This is a genomic window from Nocardioides sp. HB32 (assembly GCF_054058995.1).
Window position 1 is genome coordinate 3,395,677 of record NZ_JBSSBS010000001.1, and the last position, 24,033, is coordinate 3,419,709.

22 protein-coding genes are annotated in these 24,033 nt (G+C 71.0%); 8 read left to right on the forward strand and 14 right to left on the reverse strand.

Features of this window, described 5'->3' with window-relative positions:
• Nucleotides 1-405: 405 nt before the first annotated feature.
• Entirely contained in the window at nucleotides 406-2,463 is a 2,058-nt protein-coding gene (locus tag ACVW2K_RS17135; protein WP_457203347.1) for a thrombospondin type 3 repeat-containing protein, read from the reverse strand.
• Nucleotides 2,464-2,674: 211 nt separating this feature from the next.
• On the opposite strand from ACVW2K_RS17135, the gene ACVW2K_RS17140 reads away from it, so the two are divergent.
• Together ACVW2K_RS17140 and ACVW2K_RS17145 are read left to right on the forward strand one after the other, a co-directional pair.
• The gene (locus ACVW2K_RS17140; protein WP_457203348.1) at nucleotides 2,675-3,388 is read left to right on the forward strand and encodes a LuxR C-terminal-related transcriptional regulator; all 714 of its coding nucleotides are present in this window, start codon (nucleotides 2,675-2,677) and stop codon (nucleotides 3,386-3,388) included.
• 250 nt (nucleotides 3,389-3,638) lie between these two features.
• Nucleotides 3,639-4,331, forward strand: a complete 693-nt coding sequence (locus ACVW2K_RS17145; RefSeq protein ID WP_457203349.1) for a neutral zinc metallopeptidase — start codon at nucleotides 3,639-3,641, stop codon at nucleotides 4,329-4,331.
• 64 nt (nucleotides 4,332-4,395) lie between these two features.
• On the opposite strand, the gene ACVW2K_RS17150 is transcribed toward ACVW2K_RS17145, so the two are convergent.
• Nucleotides 4,396-5,538: a BTAD domain-containing putative transcriptional regulator gene (locus ACVW2K_RS17150; protein ID WP_457203350.1), complete on the reverse strand. Its 1,143-nt coding sequence runs from the start codon at nucleotides 5,536-5,538 to the stop codon at nucleotides 4,396-4,398.
• A gap of 202 nt (nucleotides 5,539-5,740) precedes the next feature.
• Here ACVW2K_RS17150 and ACVW2K_RS17155 point away from each other — a divergent pair, with 202 nt between their 5' ends.
• From ACVW2K_RS17155 to ACVW2K_RS17175, 5 genes are all read left to right on the forward strand, one after another.
• Nucleotides 5,741-7,564: a serine/threonine-protein kinase gene (locus ACVW2K_RS17155; RefSeq protein ID WP_457203351.1), complete on the forward strand. Its 1,824-nt coding sequence runs from the start codon at nucleotides 5,741-5,743 to the stop codon at nucleotides 7,562-7,564.
• 271 nt (nucleotides 7,565-7,835) lie between these two features.
• Nucleotides 7,836-8,417: a dihydrofolate reductase family protein gene (locus ACVW2K_RS17160; RefSeq protein WP_457203352.1), complete on the forward strand. Its 582-nt coding sequence runs from the start codon at nucleotides 7,836-7,838 to the stop codon at nucleotides 8,415-8,417.
• A 59-nt stretch (nucleotides 8,418-8,476) separates the two neighbouring features.
• Nucleotides 8,477-9,151, forward strand: a complete 675-nt coding sequence (locus ACVW2K_RS17165) for a maleate cis-trans isomerase family protein (RefSeq protein ID WP_457203353.1) — start codon at nucleotides 8,477-8,479, stop codon at nucleotides 9,149-9,151.
• Nucleotides 9,148-10,005 (forward strand): ester cyclase, encoded by an 858-nt coding sequence (locus ACVW2K_RS17170; RefSeq protein WP_457203354.1) that lies wholly within the window; start codon nucleotides 9,148-9,150, stop codon nucleotides 10,003-10,005. The genes ACVW2K_RS17165 and ACVW2K_RS17170 overlap by 4 nt, the downstream gene beginning before the upstream one ends.
• Nucleotides 10,006-10,195: 190 nt before the next feature.
• Nucleotides 10,196-10,831, forward strand: coding sequence for a calcium-binding protein (locus ACVW2K_RS17175; RefSeq protein ID WP_457203355.1), 636 nt, complete (start codon nucleotides 10,196-10,198; stop codon nucleotides 10,829-10,831).
• A gap of 172 nt (nucleotides 10,832-11,003) precedes the next feature.
• Here ACVW2K_RS17175 and ACVW2K_RS17180 read toward each other — a convergent pair whose 3' ends face one another.
• The 4 genes from ACVW2K_RS17180 to ACVW2K_RS17195 all read right to left on the reverse strand — a co-directional run bounded on the left by ACVW2K_RS17180 (nucleotide 11,004) and on the right by ACVW2K_RS17195 (nucleotide 15,287).
• A complete protein-coding gene (locus ACVW2K_RS17180; protein WP_457203356.1) occupies nucleotides 11,004-13,175 on the reverse strand; it encodes an FUSC family protein in 2,172 nt (723 codons plus the stop codon).
• Nucleotides 13,176-13,310: 135 nt separating this feature from the next.
• Complete coding sequence (locus tag ACVW2K_RS17185; RefSeq protein WP_028638050.1) at nucleotides 13,311-13,583, reverse strand: hypothetical protein; 273 nt, start codon at nucleotides 13,581-13,583, stop codon at nucleotides 13,311-13,313.
• 7 nt (nucleotides 13,584-13,590) lie between these two features.
• Nucleotides 13,591-13,989 (reverse strand): nuclear transport factor 2 family protein, encoded by a 399-nt coding sequence (locus ACVW2K_RS17190; RefSeq protein WP_457203357.1) that lies wholly within the window; start codon nucleotides 13,987-13,989, stop codon nucleotides 13,591-13,593.
• Between the two features lie 53 nt (nucleotides 13,990-14,042).
• Nucleotides 14,043-15,287 (reverse strand): HNH endonuclease, encoded by a 1,245-nt coding sequence (locus tag ACVW2K_RS17195; RefSeq protein WP_457203358.1) that lies wholly within the window; start codon nucleotides 15,285-15,287, stop codon nucleotides 14,043-14,045.
• 79 nt (nucleotides 15,288-15,366) lie between these two features.
• Between ACVW2K_RS17195 and ACVW2K_RS17200 the strand changes: the two genes are divergently transcribed.
• Complete coding sequence (locus tag ACVW2K_RS17200) at nucleotides 15,367-15,669, forward strand: hypothetical protein (RefSeq protein ID WP_028635852.1); 303 nt, start codon at nucleotides 15,367-15,369, stop codon at nucleotides 15,667-15,669.
• A 51-nt stretch (nucleotides 15,670-15,720) separates the two neighbouring features.
• On the opposite strand, the gene ACVW2K_RS17205 is transcribed toward ACVW2K_RS17200, so the two are convergent.
• The 8 genes from ACVW2K_RS17205 to ACVW2K_RS17240 all read right to left on the reverse strand — a co-directional run bounded on the left by ACVW2K_RS17205 (nucleotide 15,721) and on the right by ACVW2K_RS17240 (nucleotide 24,031).
• Nucleotides 15,721-16,527, reverse strand: coding sequence for a PH domain-containing protein (locus ACVW2K_RS17205; protein ID WP_081790218.1), 807 nt, complete (start codon nucleotides 16,525-16,527; stop codon nucleotides 15,721-15,723).
• A 75-nt stretch (nucleotides 16,528-16,602) separates the two neighbouring features.
• Entirely contained in the window at nucleotides 16,603-17,793 is a 1,191-nt protein-coding gene (locus tag ACVW2K_RS17210; protein WP_457203359.1) for an aromatic ring-hydroxylating oxygenase subunit alpha, read from the reverse strand.
• A 64-nt stretch (nucleotides 17,794-17,857) separates the two neighbouring features.
• The gene (solA, locus tag ACVW2K_RS17215; protein ID WP_036569115.1) at nucleotides 17,858-19,006 is read right to left on the reverse strand and encodes an N-methyl-L-tryptophan oxidase; all 1,149 of its coding nucleotides are present in this window, start codon (nucleotides 19,004-19,006) and stop codon (nucleotides 17,858-17,860) included.
• Entirely contained in the window at nucleotides 18,999-20,105 is a 1,107-nt protein-coding gene (locus tag ACVW2K_RS17220; RefSeq protein WP_036569113.1) for an aromatic ring-hydroxylating oxygenase subunit alpha, read from the reverse strand. The genes solA and ACVW2K_RS17220 overlap by 8 nt, the downstream gene beginning before the upstream one ends.
• A complete protein-coding gene (locus tag ACVW2K_RS17225; RefSeq protein ID WP_028635850.1) occupies nucleotides 20,102-21,094 on the reverse strand; it encodes an ABC transporter ATP-binding protein in 993 nt (330 codons plus the stop codon). Before ACVW2K_RS17225 ends, ACVW2K_RS17220 begins: the two co-directional genes overlap by 4 nt.
• Nucleotides 21,091-22,068: an ABC transporter ATP-binding protein gene (locus tag ACVW2K_RS17230; RefSeq protein ID WP_036569111.1), complete on the reverse strand. Its 978-nt coding sequence runs from the start codon at nucleotides 22,066-22,068 to the stop codon at nucleotides 21,091-21,093. Before ACVW2K_RS17230 ends, ACVW2K_RS17225 begins: the two co-directional genes overlap by 4 nt.
• The gene (locus ACVW2K_RS17235) at nucleotides 22,065-22,985 is read right to left on the reverse strand and encodes an ABC transporter permease (protein ID WP_051548597.1); all 921 of its coding nucleotides are present in this window, start codon (nucleotides 22,983-22,985) and stop codon (nucleotides 22,065-22,067) included. Before ACVW2K_RS17235 ends, ACVW2K_RS17230 begins: the two co-directional genes overlap by 4 nt.
• Nucleotides 22,982-24,031, reverse strand: coding sequence for an ABC transporter permease (locus ACVW2K_RS17240; protein WP_231496104.1), 1,050 nt, complete (start codon nucleotides 24,029-24,031; stop codon nucleotides 22,982-22,984). Before ACVW2K_RS17240 ends, ACVW2K_RS17235 begins: the two co-directional genes overlap by 4 nt.
• Between the last annotated feature and the right edge of the window lie 2 nt (nucleotides 24,032-24,033).

The following is a 24,033-nucleotide window of genomic DNA, read 5'->3' on the forward strand; positions in this document are numbered from 1 at the left end:
AACAGGTCACGATTCCGAGCCGCTTTCCACAGCCGGCGCGGCCCCCGGGACCGCACGCCGGAAAGCCGGGAACCGGCGACGACCACCCACCCACCCTTCCCGTAGCTGCCCTGTCGGTCGCAACCATCCACGGCCAGCAAGCCACGGACACGGGGCCAGGACCCGAAAGCCGGGAGCCGGCGGCGACCACCCGCCGCGACGAGACCGAACTGGTCACGATCGCCTGGCTTCGAGCTCATCCGGCCGACCCCGCGAGGAGGACCACCGGCGGCCGACGTCCCAGCCGAACTCGCCGCGGGAGCGCCGGCGGCATCACGCACGTGGTCTCGAAGGGCGGATCTGCCGCGGAGCGTGCGCGCCGTCCGGCCAGGTCCCCTCCGGACGAGAGCCAGGAGTGGGCAATGCCTAGGGGACGCTGGCGAGGGTGTCTCCTTGCGCACGGCTGTAGTCCGTGGCGGTGTCGGTGCCACTGCCGCCGACGAAGCGGTCAGGACCATCTCCCCCGGTCAGCGTGTCGTTCCCAGCTGCGCCTTGCAGCCTGTCGGCGCCGGTGCCGCCGGAGACGTTGTCGTTCCCGCCTCCGCCGAACAGCCGGTCAGCATCTGCCTCGCCGAGGACGGTGTCGGCACCCCCCGAAGCGCACACCGAGTCGTTGCCGCTGCCCGCCACCACCGTGTCAGCCCTCGCGGTCGCCCTGATGACGTCCGCACCAGCGGTTCCGCGCAGGGTACCGGTGTAGGCCTGGCCGGAGTCCGGTCCGCCGACGATCCTCCCGTTCGCGACGTACACGGTGGCCCGACGGCCGTCGCAGCTGGGCGCGTTGCTCGGATTGGGCGACTCGGTGTCGTCGGAGACCGAGGCGCAACCGGGGTCGGCGGGGTAGTCGGTGTACCCGTCTCCGTCGTTGTCGGCTCCGTCCGCGCACTGGGGGTTGCCGGTCGGGGTGGAGTCACACGCGTTCCCGACCCCGTCACCGTCGGCGTCGGCCTGGCCGCCGTTGGCCACAGCCGGGCAGTTGTCCACCGCGTTGTCGACACCATCCGCGTCGGTGTCCCCGGTCGGGGTGGAGTCACACGCGTTCCCGACCCCATCACCGTCGGCGTCGGCCTGGCCGCCGTTGGCCACAGCCGGGCAGTTGTCCACCGCGTTGTCGACACCATCCGCGTCGGTGTCCCCGGTCGGGGTGGAGTCACACGCGTTCCCGACCCCATCACCGTCGGCGTCGGCCTGGCCGCCGTTGGCCACAGCCGGGCAGTTGTCCACCGCGTTGTCGACACCATCCGCGTCGGTGTCGCCGGTCGGGGTGGAGTCACACGCGTTCCCGATCCCATCGTTGTCGGTGTCGGCCTGGCCGCCGTTGGCCACAGCCGGGCAGTTGTCCACCGCGTTGTCGACACCATCCGCGTCGGTGTCCCCGGTCGGGGTGGAGTCACACGCGTTCCCGACCCCATCACCGTCGGCGTCGGCCTGATCGCCGTTGGCCACAGCCGGGCAGTTGTCCACCGCGTTGTCGACACCATCCGCGTCGGTGTCGCCGGTCGGGGTGGAGTCACAGGCGTTCCCGATCCCATCGTTGTCGGTGTCGGCCTGGCCGCCGTTGGCCACAGCCGGGCAGTTGTCCACCGCGTTGTCGACACCATCCGCGTCGGTGTCCCCGGTCGGGGTGGAGTCACACGCGTTCCCGACCCCATCACCGTCGGTGTCGGCCTGGCCGCCGTTGGCCACAGCCGGGCAGTTGTCCACCGCGTTGTCGACACCATCCGTGTCGGTGTCGCCGGTCGGGGTGGAGTCACAGGCGTTCCCGATCCCATCGTTGTCGGTGTCGGCCTGGCCGCCGTTGGCCACATCCGGGCAGTCGTCGCACGGTTCACCGAGTCCATCCCCGTCCGGATCGGACTGACGCGTGTTGGCATCCTCCGGGCAGTTGTCGCGCCCATCGACGACACCGTCGCCATCGACGTCCTGGGTGATGACGATGTCCACATCACCGGTGGCGATGGTCTGGGCTTGACCACCATCGTTGCTCGAGCAGGTCGTGGCCGCGGGTGTGACGCCGAACTGGGGGACCGTGAAGACCGAGAAATTCTCGTCGTAGACCGTGACGGTCACAGCCGTGCCGGCAGGTAGCCCAGTGAACGGCGTCGCCGACGCCGTGGTCACCACGCCACCCATGGTCGCGTAGTGGGACACCACGTTGTTCCGTCCCGGCTGCGTGACGACCCGCAGGCAGTCGATGGTCCCGCTCGCCAGCTGACCGGTACTCCCGCAGGAGTAGGAGAACGAGCCGGTGGCGGCATCAGCGTCTCCGCTGCCCACGGCATCGATCGTGAACTCTCTGCCACTGGGGCACAGGCTGTTGCCGGTGAACGTGCCAGCGCCCGAGACCGCTTCTCCCGACATGGCCTCGGCCGGTCCGGCTGGCACGAGAAGCGTGAACACCACCATGGACACTGCAGCGGTCAACCTTCGAAGCATGACGCCCCCCTCAACTCCGCACCTCTTCGGATCTTCTCGACCACAGCGCGTCTCGACGCGTGCAGGCCTGTCATGTTCGACCGAGTCGGCAAGAACTCGAGTCCCCTGTCGCGAGACATCGCTGAAATTGGGGTCTCGCTGGGCCTCGCACGGGCCAGAGCGGCTACCTTCGCCCGGATCGGCGACCGCGCTCGTGCCGATGACGGGTCGCCCCACGCTCGCTCCGCGAAAGCCGCACTACGGTGGGGAGGTGAACCAACCTCGGATCCGCCTGGCCATCGTGGATGACTACGCCGTCGTGGTTGCCGGAGTCGCCACCTTCCTCGCCAACGAGAGCATCGACGTCGTCGAGACCGGCGCTTCCCAGACCGTCCTGAGCGACGTTGACGTGGTCCTCTTCGACACCTTCGCCCAGATCCAGGGCAAGGGGATAGACCTCGAGGACTTCGTCCGGGACAGCGGTGCGAAGGTAGTGGTCTACTCCTGGAACGTCCAGCCAGAGATGGTGGTGCAAGCAATCGCTGGCGGAGCCCGTGGCTACCTCTCCAAGGTTCTCACCGGGCCTCAGATCGTCAACGCGCTCAAGCGGGTCGTCGCGGGCGAGGTCGTGATCCTGCCCGGTAACAACGAGTCGAGCGTGGACGGACGAGGCGACTGGCCCGGACGCTCTGCCGGCTTGTCCTCGCGCGAAGCCGAGATCATCGCCCTGATCACCCAGGGGCTGAGCAACCAGGAGATCGCCGACCGCGCCTTTCTCAGCATCAACTCGGTCAAGACCTACATCCGCTCGGCCTACCGGAAGATGGGAGTGGAACGACGCTCCCAGGCCGTGCTCTGGGGCGTCAAGCACGGCTTCGAGCCCGACACCCTGCGGACCATCGACCCCGCCTTCGTGGTGCGTCGAACGCCTTAGTCGCCTTCCCGGATCTCCATCACCGACAGAGTGTGAACGCTCTGCTTGGCTCGATGCGATCACATTCTGACGTCCGCATCTGCAGCGCGTAGCGCATCCGCTCGGGCTTGTGCGGCCGCGTCTGCGGCTCACGGTGGGCGCACAACGCCGTCGACTCCTTCAGTCGGACGTCAGAGGGCCTTCAGCGCTGCGCCACAACGTGGTTCCAACCGAGACCGCCGCACGCGGTCCACCCGAAAGGAACCTCGAGATGCTTCACAACACCCGCTTCCACCAGACGCCGCGATCCCCTCTCGCCCGGGCCCACAAGGCGCTCGCTGCAGCGCTCGCCGCATCGATCACCCTGGTCGTCGTCGCTCTGACCGGGGCACCAGCGAACGCCCTCGCCAGCCCCCAGACGACGTCCCAAGGCACCGTCAGCTACCTGATGGGTGACATCAACAACTTCTGGGCGACCAACTTCCGCAGCTGGGGGTGGTCGGCGTACTACGCGCAGCCCAGGGTCTACTACTACAACAGCACGATCACGGCCTGCGGCTTCACGATGTCGCCCAGCAACTCGTTCGCCTGCGACCGGCCGTACCTCGGCCAGATCTACATCGGGACCGGCTGGACACAGGGGCTGCTGAACACGTACGGCGACTACGCCCCCGGCGTGATCCTCGCCCACGAGTGGGGGCACGAGATCATGTTCATGGCTGGCTGGAAGAGCGCATCCGGAACTCTCGGCCGAGAGCTGTTCGCCGACTGCCTCGCCGGCATGTACACCCGGTACGGCCTGACGGTCACCCACCGGCTCGACAACTCCGACTACTGGGAGGGCTACAACACTCTCGCGTCGATCGCCGGCGGCGACCACGGCACTCCCAAGCAGCGCACGGACTGGTACGCGTACGGCTACTCGTCGTACAACATCAACTCCTGCTACCGGGCGCTGACCTGAGCGAGACGACCGACCCGCCGACGCCCCTGTGCTCACAGAGCCAGGGGCGTCGGCACGTCGCCCACTAGGAGGGCACTCGCCGGATCCGGTACCGCAGTTGATGCTGACCGACGCTGACGACGTCGCCATCATCGAGGAGTCGCTGCAGGACAGGCTCGCCCGCCAGCCACGTGCCGTTGGCCGACGACAGGTCGAGCAGCAGGTGCCGGCCGCTGACCAGGCGGATCTCGGCATGGCGCCGGCTGACCTCCGGGCTGGTCAGCACCACGTCGCACTCGTCGTTCCGCCCGATGACCGTCCGGGTTCCGAGCGGCACCGTCGACAGCTCGTCGACCTCCAACACGGAGTCGAGCCGCTGGGCTCGCAGCTGCGTGGTCGCGCCGGCCTCGCGTCCTGCACCGACGGGCCGCCGGAGCACGACCGACGCCGTCGCCGGACCCGGATCCAGCCGGCGGTCATGGTTGAGGATCTGCCGCTCCAGTCGCTGAAGCTGGGGCATCGGCTCGACGCCGAGCTCCTCGAGCAGCACCCGACGGCAACGTTGGTAGCCCGCCAGCGCCTCCGCCGGGCGGCCGGCCCGGTACAGCGCCACCATCAACAGCTCCCACCACGACTCCCGCAGCGGATGCTCGGCCACCATGGCCGTGCACTCCTCGACCACCACGGGGTACTGTCCCAGCCGCAGCCGCAGTCGCAGCAGGTCCTCAGTGACCCCCCAGCGTCGTTCGTGGAGAAACGTGCGCGCGTTGTCGGCGAACGAACCCGAGCCGATGTCCTCCAGCGCCGGGCCACGCCACAGGCTGAGCGCTTCACTCAGCGCCTCCGCCGCCTCAGCCGGCAGATCGGCGTCCGCGCGCTCGCGCGCCAACCCGGCGAGCTGCTCGAAGCGCAGAAGATCCAGCTGCTCGGGGCGGACCCGCAGCTGGTAGCCGGGGGGCTGGGTGACCAGCGGGACTTCGCCGTCCGCCAGGACGCGCCGCAGGTGCGAGACGTGAACCTGCAGAGTGTTCACCGCGCCGTCGGGCGGCTGGTCCTCCCACAGCCCCTCGATGAGCCGGTCGACCGACACCGTGCGTCCCGCGTTGATGAGCAGCATCGCCAGCACCCGCCGCAGCTTCAGGCCGCCTAGTCGGACCGGGTGATCGCCGAGGTCAACCACGAGCGGGCCGAGCACGCCGAACGACACCGTCCGCAGGGTGTGCTCCACGGCTGAAGCCCCTTCCGGCCGGGGCGGCACGCGCGTGCCCTTGCCGGGAGCATAGTCAGCCCGTCCTCGTGGGGTGTCCTCAAGTTGCGGTATGGCTCGGTGAGGAAAGCAGCGCGCAGAATGGCCGGGAACGCACCAAGAGGGGACGGCCCCGACCCGGCTTCGACACGCCCTCACGCGCAGGTACGGAGGTGGCCGCGTGTTGACACTTCCCAGGGTCGGAGACGAGTTCGCCGGCTACCGGCTCCTGGCGGTCCTCGGCCGCGGCGGCATGAGCGTGGTCTACCAGGCCGAGAACCCGAGGCTCGGCAGCCTGGCGGCGCTGAAGGTGCTGGCGCCGGAGCTTGCCGAGGACGACGTGTTCCGGACCCGGTTCCTCCAGGAGTCTCGCACGGCTGCATCCCTGACCCACCCCAACGTGATCCCCATCTACGACATGGGCACGCACGAGGACCTGTTGTTCATCGCGATGCGGTACGTGGCGGGCTCCGACCTGCGCACGCTGATCCGCGATCACCACCGGCTCACTCCAGCCGACTCGCTGTACGCGGCCACCCAGGCGGGTCGAGCGCTCGACCTCGCACACCGGCACGGGCTGGTACACCGCGACGTCAAGCCGGGAAACATCCTTCTCGAGGCCGGGGCGGACGCCGACGACCCGGACCACGTGTACCTCGCAGACTTCGGCATCGCGAAGCACACTCTGTCCCGGTCCGGCCTGACCGACACCGGCCAGTTCGTCGGAACCGTGCACTACGTCGCGCCTGAGCAGATCCAGGGCCACCCGATCGACGGGCGCGCTGACCAGTACGCGCTGGCATGCGTTCTGTTCGAGTGCCTCACAGGGCGCGCGCCGTTCGTTCGTGACGTCGACGCCGCGGTGCTGTGGGCGCACGTGGAGGAGCCGGCGCCATGTGCGAGCACGGTGCGCGTCGGCTTGCCCGAGGCGCTCGACGGCGTGCTCGCCAAGGCCATGGCCAAGGATCCCGTCGACCGCTACGCCACCTGCCGCGACTTCACCGCCGCCGCGGGCGCCGCGCTGGGGTCCTCGGGACGCTGGGGAAGGCTGCTGTCCCGCAGCGCCCCCGTCGGTCGCCAGCCGCGTCACTCGGACCCGAACGCCACCCAGCCGCCGCCACACGGTGACGCCGATCCGCCCGGGAGTGCAGAAGCTTCGCCGACCGGGAAGACCCCTGAGTCAGCAGCGAGCTCCCCGCCACCAGGCCCCCCGCCCCCGGGTGCGCCGACATCCGACCACTCAGCGTCCGGCCAGCCGAGCCCGCGGCGGGACCCGGCACACGAGCGGCGACGCCGGGCGGTGCTGGCCGCGGCAGCGGCGTGCGTCGTGGCCGGTGCGGCGGCCGGGTCGGCGGTCTGGGTCTTCTCGCACGACGGCAACAGCCTCGCCACCGAGCGGCTCCCCACGTCTTCCACGACCGACAACCCGATCTTGACCGCCATCGAGAAGCTCGGAGACGCCCGGTTGCCGGTCTCCTCCTGCCAGGCACTTGGCGGTGACCACGTCGTGTGCACCTCTCCCGACGTCGGTGTCGCGCACGTGGATCTGCGCCGCTACCCGTCGGTCCACGCGCTCTACGACGGCTACGTCGCCGCTGCCGAAGCTCTCACCGGACGACCCTTCCGAGCCAACCAACGCAACTGCAACGGCCACAGCACCAACGGCGAGATCAGCTGGAACCACGAGTACCACCACCCCAGGGGCATCACCCTGGCGCAATCCCGCAGCGACCGGCTCGAGGCGATGCAGGCGAACGGCCGCGTGTTCTGCGACTACGTCGCCGACGCGATGCACTTCGTGTGGACCGACAACAGCGGGCTGCTGCTCGGCACTGTCGATGGTTACGAGCACCCGTCCACGTGGGACTGGTGGCACACCGTGCACCACGACCTGAACGTCGGGTACTGGGCCGCGCATGATCCGAGCTCGTCGCCGGAGCCCGCCGATACCGACATGCCGGGGATGGGCGACACCGATACCCCCACCGGCACGAGCACCGCTCGATAGGCAACCGGCAGCCGATGTGCGGTCGCCCCGGCAGCAAGGGCAGTCCTGTGTCGAGCCGCTCGGCGACCGTGCGCATGCTGACCCTGGCTGCCTGGACTCTCGACGATGGCGAGCACGGCGCGGGTGCTGTGCTCGACGGTCAGGGCTTGACGAACATCGACGGAGAGCGTCGGCTGGGCACGAGCGAAGTTCAATGGCGCAACGAACCACATCTGTTTGATCGGCGTGGACGAACGTCGCTCTTCGGATCGCTCACACGGGAGGTCACCAGATGGCTGCCAGCTACACGTGGGACGTGTTCTCCACCCTGGACGGCTACGGGTCCTACGGGCCCGACGGCGACTGGGGCGGCTACTGGAGCAAGCAGGGGCCGGAGCTGTTGACGTACCGGGCGTCACTGTTCGACACCCCACAGCGGATGGTCTTCGGGGCCACGACGTTCCGCGAGAACGCCGACATCCTGCTGCGCTCGGGGGACCCGCACAACCACGACGAGTGGAACCGCCGGACGCTGAGGATGCCGGCGACCGTCATCTCCTCGACCCTGCACGACACGCTCGGCTGGCCGGACGCGACCGTCGCCAGCGGCGACGCGGGCGAGATCGTGGCCCGGCTCAAGGAGGAGTCCGACGTGCCTCTGCGCTCCCAGGCGAGCCTGTCGCTCAACCGGTCGCTGATGGCTGCAGGCCTGGTCGACCGCATCGAGCTGACGATCTTCCCGGTGATCTCGGGCAGGACGGGAACCAGCCCGGTCCTGGCCGGTTCCGGTGACTTCGACCTCGAGCTGCTGGAGTCACGGACCTTCGACGGTCGTAGCCAGCTGTTGGTCTACCGGCCGTCGGCGCACGGATGATCGACGTCGGGATCCTTACCCCGCACGCCGCCGCGGGGGCGGATGAGGAGTTCTGCACCATGGCAGGTAGGGCTGTCCGCACTCACGTACGCCGCATCTCGCTGCTGCCGGACGGCTCGGCTCCTACCTCGCCCGAGGAGCTCCGCGCCCACGCGGACCCGTCGGAGGTCGACGCGGCCGCGGCGGAGCTCGACCCGAGGCGCCTGCAGGCGATCGCCTACGCCTCGACGAGCACGGCCTACGTTCTCGGGCACCGCGCCGAGCGCGAGCTCGTCGCACGGCTCGCCGATCGGTGGGACGTTCGGGTCTGCTCGACACCCGCGTCCGCCGTCGACGCGCTGCGTCGCCTCGGCGCAGAGCGCCTGGCGGTCGTGCACCCGCCGTGGTTCGGGGAGGACCTCAACTCCCGAGGGGCGGCGTACTTTCGCGACCAGGGCTTCTCGGTCGGGTGGGCCGACCTGGCCGACGTCACCGACGACCCGGCTCTCGTCGAGCCCGCCGAGGTGGTCGAGTGGGTCGCCGAGAACGTGACCGGCGACGTCGATGCGGTCTTCCTGGGCGGCAACGGCTTCCGTGCCGCCCAAGCCGTCGACCCGCTCGAGCAGCACCTCGACCGACCCGTCCTCGAGTCCAACCAAGTCCTCCTGTGGTCGGTCAACGAGAGTCTCGGCACCCCGGTCGTCGTCCGCGGCTTCGGCCGGTTGCTGGAACCAGGAAGAGAGGACGCCTCGTGAGGACACTGCACGTCGGTCTCCGGGTGAGCGACCGCGCCCGCTCGGTCGCCTACTACACGTCGCTCGGCTACCAGGTGGTGGGCGAGGTCCCCGACACACCAATCGGCCACCTCACGATGCTCAAGCTCCCTCGGGAACCCTTCGTCAGCCTGGAGCTGGTCCACGACCCGAGCCGCGGGGAGGTGGAGCCCGGTGGCTTCAACCACCTGGTCGTCGCGGTTGACGACGTGCGCGCCGCGGTCGGCCATTGTGCCGACGGTGGGATCGAGACGGAGGAGCCGACCTCCCCGGACGGCTCGAGCACCTTCTGGACGGCCATGCTCACCGACCCCGACGGGTACCGCATCGAGCTGGTCCAGTGGCCACCCGGCCATCCGGAGGGCATGACGGCCGGTGACCTGGGCGGCCCTGACGATGCCCCAAACGAGGGCAGAGCCAGGGACGTCGTCGCCGAGATGTTCCGGCGGCAGCAGGCCGGGGACGACACAGTGCTCGACGACCTGGTCGCGGCCGACTTCGTCAACCACGCCGCCGGTCCACAGGGTCGCGAGGGACTGCGGGAAATCCTGCGCGCGATCGACGTCGACCTTGCTCCGGTTTCGCTCGAGCAGCATCACCTCGTCGGCGAGGGCGACCTGGTCGCGCAGCACCTGACCCTGCACGGCACTCATCGTGCGTCGACCATGCCACTGCTCAGCGGCACCGAGGCGTCCGGCAAGCGAGTGACGTGGACCTTCATCCACCTCTGGCGCGTCGCCGACGGCATGATCGTCGAGCACTGGGCGTGCCGTGACGACATGGGCCTGCTCGTGCAGGCGCGCGAGACCTCGGGCGACCGGCAGTCGACATCATGATCACGAAAGCAAGGAACCGCGCGATCGACCCTGCGTGAGGACTCTTGGTAGTCGCTGTCCGCGCTCGCTCGTCCCGATGGGCGCGCCTGGTACTACGACCATGGTCCATGGCAATTCGGTCCCCGGACGACATGCGCGACCTACGATCGTGTCCCTGTCCGGAAGCATCTAGGTCATCTCGGGAGAGCCAGTGCGAATTCGTGTCCTCACCGCGTCGATCGCGGGTGCGGCATGTGTCACCGCCGTCGCCCTTCCCGCTACCGCCGACAGTGTTCGTGGGTCGCGCGGGTCTGACGACGTCGTCGGCACCGCTCGCGCAGACACGATCGTGACCTTCAGTGGCGATGACCACGTCGATGCAAGGGCCGGAGACGACGTGGTCCGGCTTGGCCCCACGGGCCGCCACGGTGACGAATACGCTCGAGGTGGCACGGGCGACGACACCCTCTACGGTGGCCCCGGCCGGGACCATCTCACCGGGGGTCCGGGCGACGACTGGCTGCGCGGTGGGTCAGGCCTGGATCTGCTCGTCGACAACGGCGGCAGTGACCACTTCTCGGGTGGCGCTGGACCCGACCAGGCTTACCTGGGCCGCCAGGGCTCAGCCCGCAACGAGACGGACGTCGTCCACATGGGGCCCGGTCGAGACTTCGTCGTCGCACCGAGCGACCACCAGCCGGACATCATCGACTGCGGCCGCGGAGCACACGACCGGCTGACCTACGAGCGCCGACCCGACCCGAGCGACACCGTGCGAGGCTGCGAGATCGTCGAGACCATTCGCTCCGGCGACGGAATCCCGGCACGGCCAGCGCATCGGACCTGAGTCCCGCTCTCGGGCAGCCCCAGATCGACGTCGGCCGGGCCGGCGAAGATCGGCTCGTCCCCGGTCTGTCGGGAGATCACCGGGGAGCGGGTCACCGCTGACGACCGTCGCGTCCGGCCAGGCCGTACGTCGGCGGGCCTCACCCGCAGGTCGCGATGGTCGCAGCCTGCGCTCACCCGGAGGGTCGGTCGACGCGACGCGACGAGCCGGCGGCGCTGCGCGATGGCTGCTCGATGAGCTCCTGCAGGCGCCGGGCGCTGTCCACGTGATCGCTGGTCCACACCAGGCGCACCGTGTGGGCCCGCACCGACCCCTCGGACGCCGTCACTGACGCGAGGTCCTCGTCGAGGGCCTCCACGATCCGGCGGCCGGAGGAGCCGTCCTCCGGGAGTGCGCGCGGAACGGTTCCCGAGCCCGTGATCGCCTGAGCCATTGCGGTGAACCAGTTCGTCACCCGTTCGGTGGCGATCACGACCTCCAGCTGAGCGCGAGGCACGTCGACGCGCCGCGTCTCGTCGCCCGGCCAGAGCTCCGACACCGCCTGGGCGGTCAGCCGGAGCCCGGCGACCCCGGTCATCAGGGACGCCACCTCGGCGAGGCTCAGCCTCTTGTGGCCGCGCTCGGCAAGGTATGCGCGGAAGGCGTCGTCGAGACGACGCGCGGCGGCAGCGGCCCGCAACCCCGCGCTGTCCGCCCCTGTCGGCGATCCGTGCGACGCGGTGCCGCTCTCGACGACGGCCCACAGGTAGGCGGCGCACTCCGCATAGGCCTCCGTCAGGGCCTGGCGGAAGACGCCGGTGGCTCCCCTGGGCCAGAACAGGGTTCCGACGACGAGGCTCACCGCGCACCCGATGGCCACGTCCTCGATGCGGACCAGACCGACCTGCCATCCGGCCGGGCCGATGATGTTGAAGAGGATCAGCAGGGTGACCGTGAACCCGGCCTGACCGGCTGTGAAGGAGACCGCCGGCGCTATGCCGGCGGCAAGGATCGCGACCGGGAGCAGCACCCACAGGAGCTCGGTGCTCGTCCCGATGAGGAGTACCAGGAGTCCGCCGATCGCGAACCCGATCGTCGTCCCGACCAGTCCCCGGACAGCGCTCTGACCCGTGCTGAGAGCGTTGGAGCGCAACACCGACAGCGCGCCGAGCACGATCCAGAACGAGTGCTGTACTCCGCTCAGGTCCGCGATCAGCACCGCACCGGCGAGCGCGATCGCGCCGCGGACGCTGTTGCGGAGCCACACCGAGTGCGGCTCGACGTGCGCGAGCGCCCGCTGTTGCGCAGAGGTCATCGGCCCGGCGAGGCCCGGCGGTCGGTGACCGAGCAGCTTCCTCCACCAGGGTCGTCCCTCGGCCGCCGTCGTGATCTCGATGTTCGCCGCGATGCCGGTGACGACGAACGAGAGTTCCTGGGCCCGAGAGCCCGGGCGGAGCGCGGCCACGAGCTCCTCGGCAGGGCGCACGCCGCGCGGCAGCTCCACGATCTCGAGTGCCCGTGCCTCCATCGCTCGGCGCGCGTCGACGAGGTCGTCCAGGTGGTCCTGGAGGCTGTCTTGTGGTGGGTTCGAGAGCGAGAGCACCCGGCCGGCGTGGTCGAGCAGGACCGCAGCTGCCGACTTGACCTCGCGCGCCGTGGGGTCGGATGCCCAGTGGCGGACGTTGGCAGTCTGCTCGAGGATCACGCTGAGCCACACCAGCTCGTCCACCAGACGAACGACGGCGCGCGTCGCGGTGGTGAGGCCCGACGGCCGGTACGGCGTGGCCAGGAACGTCGCACGCAGGTCGGCGAGCGCGGTCTCGGCGCGCGAGACCGCCGTGTCCACGTCCTCACCGGTCTCGCCGTGCCAGTGCGCGATCTCCGCCGTCAGCCGGGCCGACAGCTGCTGGCACGCCTCTGCCGCGGCGGACCGTAGTGGGTCACTGCGGGGTACCGGCCAGAGGAGGGCCACCGCGGGCACGGAGACGATCCCGGCCAGGAGCCAACCGAGCAATCGGTCCGGGATCGCTGCCGGACCGGCGGCGGCAGCGACGGGCAGGATGAAGCTCAGCAGGATGGACGTGCTCGCCCCTGCGAGGGTCGAGCTCACCACGCCGGCGAAGAGCACGAGGAACCCGACGACGAACATCGCGGCGGCCGACAACCACGGATCCCTCGAGACCAACGTCGCGAGCGAGATGAGCACGCAGCCGACAGCGACCAGCGAGGTCTGCGCCGCCAGCCGCTCGAGGAGCGTCCCCGGGAAGTCGGCGAGCAGGAGCATCGCGAACGCGCCGAAGGCGGCGTACGTCGCTACCGTCGGGTTCCCGATGACCTCGTACCCGATGGCGAACAGGGTCGGCATGATGATCGCCGTCCGTGCGGCGCGCCGGGTTGCGCGCAGACTTCCGTCGCGAGCAAGCAACCAGCTGCGCAGATCGCGCACGACCTCACCACCTGACCGACCGGGGACCATCGTCTGGAGCCGCTGCCATGGCGGTCAAGCGCCGTCGGCCGGCCACCGGCGCGGGCCTGCCACGTGCAGGTAGTGACGGACGCTCATGGTGAGCCGGACAGCCTGGAGGGCGGCGGCGAGTGCGACGGCGACGATCACGCCGGCCGGCCAGGGCTTGGCGACGGTCGCGCCCAGACAGACGATGAGGAACAGGAGCAGCAGACTGCCGCGCACGATGCGGACGACGAGAAAGGTGCGCTCGATCCGGTCCGTCGTCTCGGCGTCCACGGCGTGAGGGGTGTCGCGCGGTCGCAGCATCGCGCTGCTACTCGGTCACCGTGTCGGCATGACGGTGGGCGACCCGCCACACGCCACCCTCGCGGCGGTAGACCTGCGTCACGCGCAGGGTGTAGGTACGAGGCTCGCCATCGACCGATGCCGAGGTGTGCTCCAGACCTTCCGTGTAGGCCATGTCACCGACGACGTCGTACGACAGCGGTTCGAACGCGTACGAGGTGCAGTCGGAGAAGCTCGCGCCGAGTGCCTCGAAGAGCTCGTCGATCTCCTGCTGACCATGAGCGTTCCGCCAGGCACCCAGGACGCTGACCGGTTCGTTGCTGGACCAGAGGGCACGCCGCGGCCCCGGGTCGCCGTTGTGCAGCGCCCGTTCGGCCTCGTGCAGCGCGGAGCCCATCCAGGCCAAGAAGTCGTCGCCGTCGGTCATGACCTCATTGTGGTCCTGCACGCCGGTCGACACATCCCCTGCAGAGGGCAGCATCAGGCGACGAGCGTCCACACTCCGTCGTCGACCTGCCGGTAGGCACCGGCGCGCAGCGCGACCAGGGGTGGCGCGTGCGAGGTGTAGGTGTGGCCGGTGGGGGTGGTGATCTCCACAGCGTGGCCCCGAGCCTCGGGCGAGGGTCTGGCTCGCCAGCCGGGGGCTTCCTTGACGTAGTTGCAGGTCGCGCAGAGCCCTTGGCCGGCCGCGGCGGTCGTGGTGCCTGCGTCGGCGGCGCGGACCACGTGGTCGCGGTGGCGGATCGGGGCGTTGCACCAGGGTGTGCGGCAGAACTGGTCGCGCAGGTCGAGGAACTCGCGGAGCCGGCCGCGGAACAGGCGCTGGTGGGAGTCCAGCGCGACCAGCTCACCGGTGTCCGGCGACGCGTACAGGCGGCGCAGCCACAGGCGGGAGCCGGTGTCGAGGTGGTCGGCGACCAGGGACCGGGCGAGCTCGGCGGGGACCGGGCCGTGGCCGGGCAGGTGGGCGGTGTCGGGGGCGCCACCCAGCAGCGCCGCGTCGGTCATCACCAGCCCGAGGGTGACCGGGACGACGGGGCGGCCATCGACCAGCGGCGCACCGGTGACCCGGGCGACGAGCGTGTCGGCCATCAGCTGGCCACGGCTGCGCGGCTCCCCGGAGGCCACCGCGGTGTCGGCCTCGTGGGTGAGGGCGGCGTAGCAGGCGACCGCCTGGGCGACGGGCAGCAGCACGGTGAGGTACGCCATCGTGTCCGGAGCGGGGCGGACGGTCACGCACCGCTCGGACTCGGCGCGGCGCCGGCGCTCGGCGACCGAGGCCGGGTCCAGCCGGGCGGCGAGCTTGCGCAGCTCGCCGAGCACGACCCGGTCGGAGTACGACTCCACGGCCTCGGCGTCGCCGGCGATCGCCCGGTCCACGGCCCGGCGGTCCTCCAGCGACAGGCAGGCGGTCTCGCGCGCGATCAGCGTCGCGCGCCACTCGGTGATCCGGCCGGCACGGAACGCCGCGCGGGTGTGCGGCAGCTCCGGCAGCACCCGCGCCAGCGCGAGATGCTGCTGGCCGCGGTGCGGCGACTCGCGGCGGGCCAGCGCCACCTGTGCGGCCGCGCCGCGTCCCTCACCGAGGGCGGCGGCGAGCTCGGCCTGGGCGGCCTCGGCGGCGCACTTCAACTTCTCGAGCTCGCGGATCACGTCGACCCGCTCGGCGTCCGTCATCCCGGCGGCGTCGAGCGACTCGATGCAGTACCGGAATGATTCGAACATGTGTTCGATCATACGCCTCTCCCCTGCCGCTGGCAAGCGGCATCCACACGGAAGTCGGGCGCAGAACTAGGCTGCAAGCGTGACTCCCGAGGATGTCGGCCGGTACGCCGAGTCGCTGCCCGGGGTGAAGCGCAAGGGCACCGCGGCGCGCCCGGCGTGGTACGTCGACGACCGCCTCGTCGTGCGGCTGCCGGACCCGGCGACGGCGGTGATCAGGGTGCCCCTGCACGAGCGCGAGGCGCTTGTCGCCGCCTACCCGGAGAGCTTCGGCGTGCCGCCCCGGATGGAGGCCCACCACAAGGTGGAGGCGTACCTGCAGGACGCCGAGCCGCAGGCGGTGCGACAAGCCATCGACCTCGCGTGGGAGATGCAGCGCCGCTGAACACGAGCTCGACCATCGGCCTGGGTCAGCAGGGCAAACTCGTCGCCGACGTCACAGCTCGTCGAGGAGCTGCTGCTTCTTCGCGCTGAACTCGTCGTCGGTGAGGATGCCGTCGCGATGGAGCTCGGCCAGTCGGCGCAAGCGCTCGTGGGCGTCTCCCGCTCCGCCGGTGCTCGCGCCAGACTGTTCCGAGACCGCGGGCGGCTGTGCCTGCGGCTCCTGGGGCGTGCCCGCGATGCGGGCGCGGACCGCGTCCGTAAGGGCCTTCCCGTCAGTCTTCTGCACGTTCTTGATCTCCGCCTTGTTCCCGGACGCGAAGATCGAGATGGTTCCGAGCATCATGCCCGTCTGCCACTGCACCGAGCTCACCTTGTCGAGCGGGAAGTCCTCGGAGACCTTCGCCGTCATGCCGTCCTTGACGAAGATCAGTCGCCTGTCGGTGAGCACGAGGATCCCGGTCCCGGGCCCGTACGCCCCACCCACCATGAGCTCCACCCGTTCGTCGTGCCAGAGGTGTTCGGGCAGGCGCCGGATCTCGCGCTTGCTGCCGGACTTGTAGGACATCTTCGCCATCGCGGCTTCGATGTCCGGTCGGACGTCTCCGGCTTTCGAGGCGGCGCGCTGAGCCTTGGCCGCATCGAGCTTGTCCTGAAGGTCCTGCTGCTTGGCAGCACGCTCGATCTGCTTGGCATCCCGCCGCGCCTGCTTGTCAGCTCGCTTGTCGGGGGCATCGTTGGACTCAGGCTCCGCAGGCAGGACCGGCGCAGTGTGTTCGGTCCATGCAGTGCCGTCCCAGTACCTGAGTACCTCACCGGCCGGGTACCAGCCGGGGGCTGCTTGTGAGTTTCCGTCAAACACGTTCCGACATTAACTCGCACACGCTGGATGCCGTGCCAGGGCCCTCACGCTGGCTCGGCCGCCGGCGCTGAGCCCTCAGACCACCGCGTCCGTGTGCCGGTAGTCGTGCAGCGAGAGCCCGACGTACGCCCGCGAGATGAGCGCGACGAAGCGCTCGACGGCGTCCTCGGAGGGCGAGAACGGGCCGGGTGCATAGTGCGGTGACTCCAGGCCGCGCTGGACGGACTCGCACGCCGCCCAGTCCTGCCGGTTGGTGAGGTCCCAGAACTCCACGGCGTACGCCGGGTCCGGCACCGAGCCGTCCGGACGGGGCAGCAGGTACCACGAGCACTCGATCCAGGTCCGGTTCGGCGCGAGCGGCACCAGCCGGTGCGTCATCACGTAGTCCGGGTGCGGCGAGATCAGCAGGTTCGGCAGCAGGTGCAGGTACTCGACAGCGGTCGGCGGGACGCCGGGGATCGGCAGCCCGTCCGACTCGCCGGTCAGCGACATCGTCGCCATCCCGTCGCGCAGCACCATCGAGCCGCCCACCCAGGCGCCCGGCAGGTCGTAGTTGTCGCCCGACGTCGGCGGCGTGACCTGGCACAGCTCCGGGTGGATCAGCGGGCAGTGGTAGCACTCGTGGTAGTTCTCGGCCACGATCTTCCAGTTCGCGGCGATCTCGTACGAGTGCCGCTCGGCCAGCACCAGCGAGGCCGGTGAGTACGCCGAGACGATCCGGTCCAAGTCGCCGACGCAGTCCGCGAACGGCACCACGTCGGGGTCGCCCAGCCGGTGCGCGGCGTGGCCGAAGACCCAGCCGCACCAGACCTCCACGGGCAGCTCCACGAGGGAGTACGCCGCGGCGTCGAAGCCCGGCTCGTCCCGGTAGCCGGGCGCGGCCACGAGGTCGCCGGCGAGGTCGTAGGACCAGGCGTGGTACGGGCAGACCACCGAGCGCCGGGCGGAGGCGTCGCCGTCCGGCAGCAGCTCGTGGGCGCGGTGCCGGCAGGTGTTGGCGAACATCCGGACCTGACCGTCGGCGCGGGTGAGCAGGGCGTTGACGTCGCCGACCATGACCGCCCGCTGGGTCGCGGGCCTGCCGTCCTCGAGCGAGGTCGGCAGCAGCTCGTCGAGCCGGCCCAGGCAGGTCCACCCGCCCGCGAAGAGATGGCGCCGCTCCCACGCGAGCACTTCCGCCGAGGTGTAGGCGCTCGCCGGCAGCATGGCCGGCACCGACCCACCCCGGGCCCGGATCTCGTCCTGCAGGTGCACCAGATCACTCATGACGTCCTCCTCACAGGTAGCAGTCTGCCGCCTCGGGGGGAGCAGCGACATGAAGAACCCGATCTCACACGAGCCAGTGCGCGGAGTACGCCGGGTCGACGAGCGCCGGCCGGTCCAGGGCGAACGTCGGCGACACGCGCTCCCGCTCCCCCGTCGCGAGGTCGGCGAGCAGCCGGCCGAAGGTCGGCGCGAACTTGAAGCCGTGCCCCGCCCCGAGGCCGATCGCGACCGTGGGGTGCCCGGGCACCCGGTCCACGACGAAGTCACGGTCCGGTGTCAGTGCGTACTGGCACCGCAGCGACCGCACCGGACGGCCGGCGCCCGGCAGCATCGACCCCATGTGGCCCGCCAGCAGCGCGAGCATCTCCTCGGAGACGTCCGAGCCGCGCGCGTCCGGGTCCACGACCGGGCCGCCGCAGTCCTGCGCCGCCTTCACCGTCGGCTCGCCGTAGCAGGGGAACCCGTAGAACGACGGGTCGTCCATCCAGATCCACAGCGGCATCCGCTCCGGTGCGAAGTCCTCCGGATGCTCCGGCGCGAAGTACGTCGCCTGCTCGAGCGTCACCGTCAGCGCCAGGTCGATCCCGAGTGGCGCGAGCAGCCGGGCGGTCCAGGCGTCAGCGCACACGACCACCGATCCGCAGGAGTACGTCGTCCCGTCCGCCAGCGCCACCGACGTCCCGGTCACGGACGCGACCGGGGAGCGGTCGCGCAGCACCGCGCCGTACCGGCGCGCGAGGTCCTGCATCGCCGCGGTCCCGGGGCCGGCGGGCACGATCGCGCCACGCTCCTGGAACAGCCCGGTCGTCCCGGCAGGCAGGGCGAACTGCGGCCACCGCTCCCCGACCTGGTCCACGTCGAGCAGCTCGAACGGCACGCCGACCTCGGACAGCGCGGCGGTGTAGTCGACCATCGGGATGGCCGGCTCGGGCGGGAACAGGTCCAGCCCGCCGACCACCGTCACCAGCTCGCGGCCGGCGTCCGCGGACAGCTGCGCCCAGTCGTCGTACGCGTCCTGGGTCAGCCGGACGTACTCCGGGGTGTGGTAGCTGTGCCGCAGGATCCGGCTGGTGTCGTGGCTGGCGCCGCGGTGGTGGCCGAGCTCGAACTGCTCCAGCCCCAGCACCGAGCGGCCCCGCCTCGCGAGCTGGTACGCCGCCGCCGACCCGAGCGCACCCAGGCCGACGACGACGTGGTCGAAGCGCTCAGTCACCGGTGCCACCCAGCCGCGGGAGCAGCCACCGCCGGATGTCCGCGGAGTCGTCCTCCATCGGCGCGAACCAGCCGTGCGTGTAGGACCGCGACGACATGCCGCGCTGGACCGACTCGCAGATCGCCCAGTCCTGCTTGTTGACCAGGTCCCAGAGGTCGCCGGCGTCCGAGGGGTCGAAGCCGGCGTCGCCGGCCGCGGAGGGATGGAACAGCAGCACGCACTCGATCCGGGTGCGGTCGGCCGCCTGCGGCAGCAGCACGAAGGCCGCCACGTGGTCCGCCGCGGCGGAGAGCATCAGGTTCGGGTGCACGAGCTCCCCCTTGTGCCGCTCGCGCTCGGCGTCGTCGAGGCCGGGCAGCGGCGCGCGCTCCGTGGTCCCGCTCATCGTGAACGTCCACGCACCCTCCCGGTGCGGTACGCCGTTGTCCCAGTCGACCTCGGTGCCCCCACCGCCGAAGGCCGGCACCAGCCGGGTGAGCTCGGGGTGCACCGGGCCGCAGTGGTAGCACTCGTTGTAGTTCTCGGCGACGACCTTGTAGTTGGCGGCGACCTCGTAGCTGAACCGCAGCCCGGTGACCAGCTCCCCCATCGCGTAGTTCGCGAGCGTCCGGTCCGGCCGCGCCATCGCCTCGGACAGCGGCGCCGCCGGCGTGCCGAGGTGGACGAACACGAAGCCGGCCCAGGCGTCGACGGCGACCGGCTTCAGGGCGAAGTCCGGCCGCTCCTCGTCGGCCAGCTCCGCGTGCGGCGCCTTCAGGAGCGACCCGTCGAGCGCGTAGGTCCAGGAGTGGTACGGGCAGCGCAGCGAGCCCGCAGCCGTGCACACCGGCTGCGCGCCCGGCAGCGCGGTGAACAGCTGCGAGCCGCGGTGCCGGCAGACGTTGTACGCCGCGTGCAGCGCGCCGTCGGTGTCGCTGGTGACGAGCACCGACTCCCCCACCACGTCCACGACCGCCACCCGGCCGCCGTGGTCGAGGCCGAGGTCGGCGAGCCGGCCGACGCAGAACCACTCGCCGTACAGGACCGCGTCGCGCTCGCGGCCGAAGACGCCGGGGTCGACGTACATCTCCCGGGGCAGGGCCTCGTGGAGGTCGCTCACCGGTGCCCCGCCCGCGCGGCCACCAGGTGGCAGGCGCTGTGGTGGCCCTCGCTGGCCGAGAGCACCGGCAGCGGCACGCCCCGGCAGGCGTCCTCGACCGGGAACGCCGCCCCGCTGGCGAGCGCTGGGCAGCGCGGGTGGAAGCGGCAGCCGCGCGGGATCCGGGTCGGGTCGGGCACCTCGCCCTCGAGGACCACCGGGTCGAGCCGGTCGATCTCGGGCACGACCGAGAGCAGGGCCTGGGTGTAGGGGTGCTGCGGGGAGGCCACGACCTCCTCGGTCGGTCCGGCCTCGACGATCCGGCCGAGGTACATCACCGCGGTGCGGTCGGCGATGTTCCACGCCAGGCCGAGGTCGTGGGTGACCACGAGGATCCCGAGGCCGAAGTCGCTGCGCAGCTTCAGCAGCAGCGCCAGGATCTCGCCGCGGATGGACGCGTCCAGGCTTGACACCGGCTCGTCGGCGATCAGGAGGTCCGGCTTCAGCGCGAGCGCTCCGGCGATGAGCACGCGCTGGCGCTGCCCTCCGGAGAGCTCGTGGGGGTAGCGCAGGAAGAGGCGCTCCGGCGGCCGCAGCCCCGCCGCCGAGAGGGCATCGGCGACCTGCTGCTCCTCGGAGACCTCGCCGCCGTGCGCGAGCCCGTGCAGCCGCAGGCCCTCCGCGACCGAGTCGTAGACGGTGTGCCGCGGGTTCAGGGCGCCGGCCGGGTCCTGCAGGATCATCTGGACGCGGCGGCGGAACGGCTTGAGCTGCCGGGCGCGGTAGCCCAGCGGCGCCCCGTCGACGAGCACCTGGCCGCGGCTCGGCGGCTGCAGCCCGACGAGCGCACGTGCGAGCGTCGTCTTGCCGGACCCGGACTCGCCCACGAGCGCGACGATCTCGCCGCTGCGGACCGTCAGGTCGGCCCCGTCGAGCGCGGTCGCGACGTCCCCGCCGCGGAGTTGGAACGCCACGGCCAGGTCGCGGGCCTCCAGGGTCAGGCCGGTCACGCGGTCACCTCGGCGCCCACCCGGATGCAGGCCGCCGTGCGGTCCGGCTGCTTCAGCTCCAGGGGCGGCTCGGCCGCGGTGCACTCCTCGACGCCGATCGGGCAGCGCGGGTGGAACGAGCAGCCCGGCGGCAGCTCGCGCGGATCGGGCGGATCGCCCGCCAGGCCCGCGGGTGCGTACCGCGCCGCCGGGTCGCCGACCCGCGGGAACGACGCTCCCAGGGCGGCCGTGTAGGGGTGCAGCGGGTGGGTGAACAGCTGGTCCGCGGGACCCTGCTCGACCAGGCGGCCCCCGTACATCACCGCGATCCGGTCGCTCATGTCCGCGAGGACGGACAGGTCGTGGCTGATCAGCAGCATCCCCACACCCAGCTCCTTGACCAGCCCCGACAGCACGTCGAGCACCTGCGCCTGCACCATCACGTCGAGCGCCGTCGTCGGCTCGTCGGCGACCACCAGGGACGGGCGGCAGGCCAGCGCCATCGCGATCATCACGCGCTGGCGCTGCCCGCCGGACAGGTGGTGCGGGTACGCCTTCGCCCGCCCCGCCGGCATGCCGACCTGCTCGAGCAGCTCCCCGACCCGGCGCTCGACCGACGCGTCCGAAGCCGACGGCTCGTGCAGCCGGATCGGCTCGGCGATCTGCTGGCCGACGCGACGTACGGCGTTCAGCGAGTGCAGCGCGCCCTGGAACACGATCGAGGCCCCCGCCCAGCGCAGCGCGCGGAGGTCGCCCCAGCGCATCGTGAGCACGTCCGCGCCGTCGAAGAGCACCCGGCCGGTCACGGTCGCGGACGCCGGCTGGAGCCGGAGCACGGTGCTGGCGAGCGTGGACTTGCCGCAGCCCGACTCACCCGCGACGCCGACCACCTCGCCCCGGTCGACGACCAGGTCGACGTCGCGGACCGCGGGCAGCAGCCCCTCCTCGGTCCGGTAGGTGACCGAGAGGTTCTCCATCCGCAGCAGCTCGCTCATCGCTCGCGCAGCTTCGGGTTGAGGACCTCCTCGAGGGCCTGGCCCACGAGGGTGAAGGAGAGCACGACCAGCACGACGCAGACGCCGGGCGGCACGAAGTACCACCACGAGCCGGTGGTGATCGCGCCGACGCTGTAGGCGTCGTCGAGCATCGAGCCCCACGAGACCCGGGTCGGGTCACCGAGGCCGAGGAAGCTCAGCGTGGTCTCCGAGAGGATCGCGACCGCGACGGTGAGCGTGGTGTTCGCGAACACGATCGGGACGACGTTCGGCAGCAGGTGCCGGCGGATCAGGTGCCGGTGCCCGGCGCCGAGCGCGCGCGAGCGCTCGACGTAGGACCGCTCCTTGATCGAGAGCACCTGGCTGCGGATCAGCAGCGCGGTGCCGGGCCAGGACGTCACCCCGATGACGATCACGATGTTCATCAGCGACCTGCCCAGCACCGTGGCCAGGACGATCGCGAGCGGCAGGAACGGGATCACCAGGAACCACTCGGTGAGCCGGAACAGCACGGCGCCGACCCATCCGCCGAAGTACCCGGACGTCAGCCCGACCAGGGTGCCGATCAGCATCGAGATCAGGGTCGCCATCAGGCCGACGAATAGCGAGATCCGCGCGCCCCAGATCAGCAGCGTGAGCACCGAGCGGCCGTAGGCGTCGGTGCCGAGCCAGTACTCCGAGGACGGCGGCTCCAGCACCCCACCGGTCGCCTTGGTGACCTGGAGGCCCTCCGCCGAGGCGAGCAGGGGCGCGCACAGCGCGACGAGCAGGAACAGGGTGAGCACGACCAGCCCGACCATGCCGGCCCGGTTCCCGCGGAACCGGCGCCAGGACCGCCCGAACGCCGCCCGGCGGCGCCGCCGGGCGAGCTGCCGGGACGTGACCGCGACCGTCCCGGAGGCCACCGGGGCGCTCATGTCCGCACCCGCGGGTCGAGCCAGCCGTAGAGCAGGTTGGCGGCGAGGTTGGCGGCGATCACCGCGGCCGAGGAGAGCATGAAGACGCCCTGCAGCAGCCAGTAGTCCGGCACGTGGAGGGCGTCGGTCGTCAGCAGGCCCAGGCCCGGGATCGAGAAGATGGTCTCGATGGTGATCGCGCCCGCGACGACGAACCCGAAGTTCAGCGCCACCACCGTGGTCGTCGGCAGCAGCGCGTTCGGCACCGCGTGCTTGTCGCGGACCCGGACGTCGCGCAGGCCCTTCGCGCGGGCGGTCGTCAGGTAGTCCGAGCGCAGCTCGTCGATGAGCGAGCCGCGCATGATCAGGGCGTAGTCGGCGAGGTAGGCCAGCGTCAGCGTCACGACCGGCAGCGCCAGGTGCCACGCGGTGTCCAGGACGCCCTTGAGCGAGGTCGGGTCGACGTCCACCGAGTGCAGCCCGCCCGTCGGGAAGATGCCGGGCAGCGGGCCGATGCCGACCGCGAACGCCGCGATCAGTAGCAGCCCGAGCCACCACTCCGGCATCGAGTACAGAGTGAGCGACCCCCCGGTCGTGAACCGGTCGAGCGGGCTGCCCCGGTCCCAGCCGGCGCGGATGCCCAGCCAGACCCCGATCGCCGCCGCGAGGACCGTGGAGGTGCCGACCAGCAGCATCGTCGGCCAGAACCGCTCGGCGAGGACCTCGGAGACGTCCTTGTGGTACAGGATCGAGTAGCCCAGGTCCCCGTGCACGAGGTTGTTCAGGTACGTGCCGAACTGCTGGAGGACCGGCTCGTCGAGCCCGTAGGTCTTCTTGAACTCCGCGAGCTGCTCGGGCGTGCTGAGCCGGCCCCGGCCCATGGTGCGGGCGGGGTCGCCGGGCAGCACGCGGAACAGGAAGAAGTTCACGACCAGCATGAACATCAGGCTGCCGAGCGCGCCGAGCACCTTGAAGCCGGCGTACCGCCCGAAGCCCCGGCGCCGGTGCCGGTTGACCTGGGCAGCCTCCGCCGCGGCGGCCGTCGGGTCCGCCGCGACGATGCTCACCG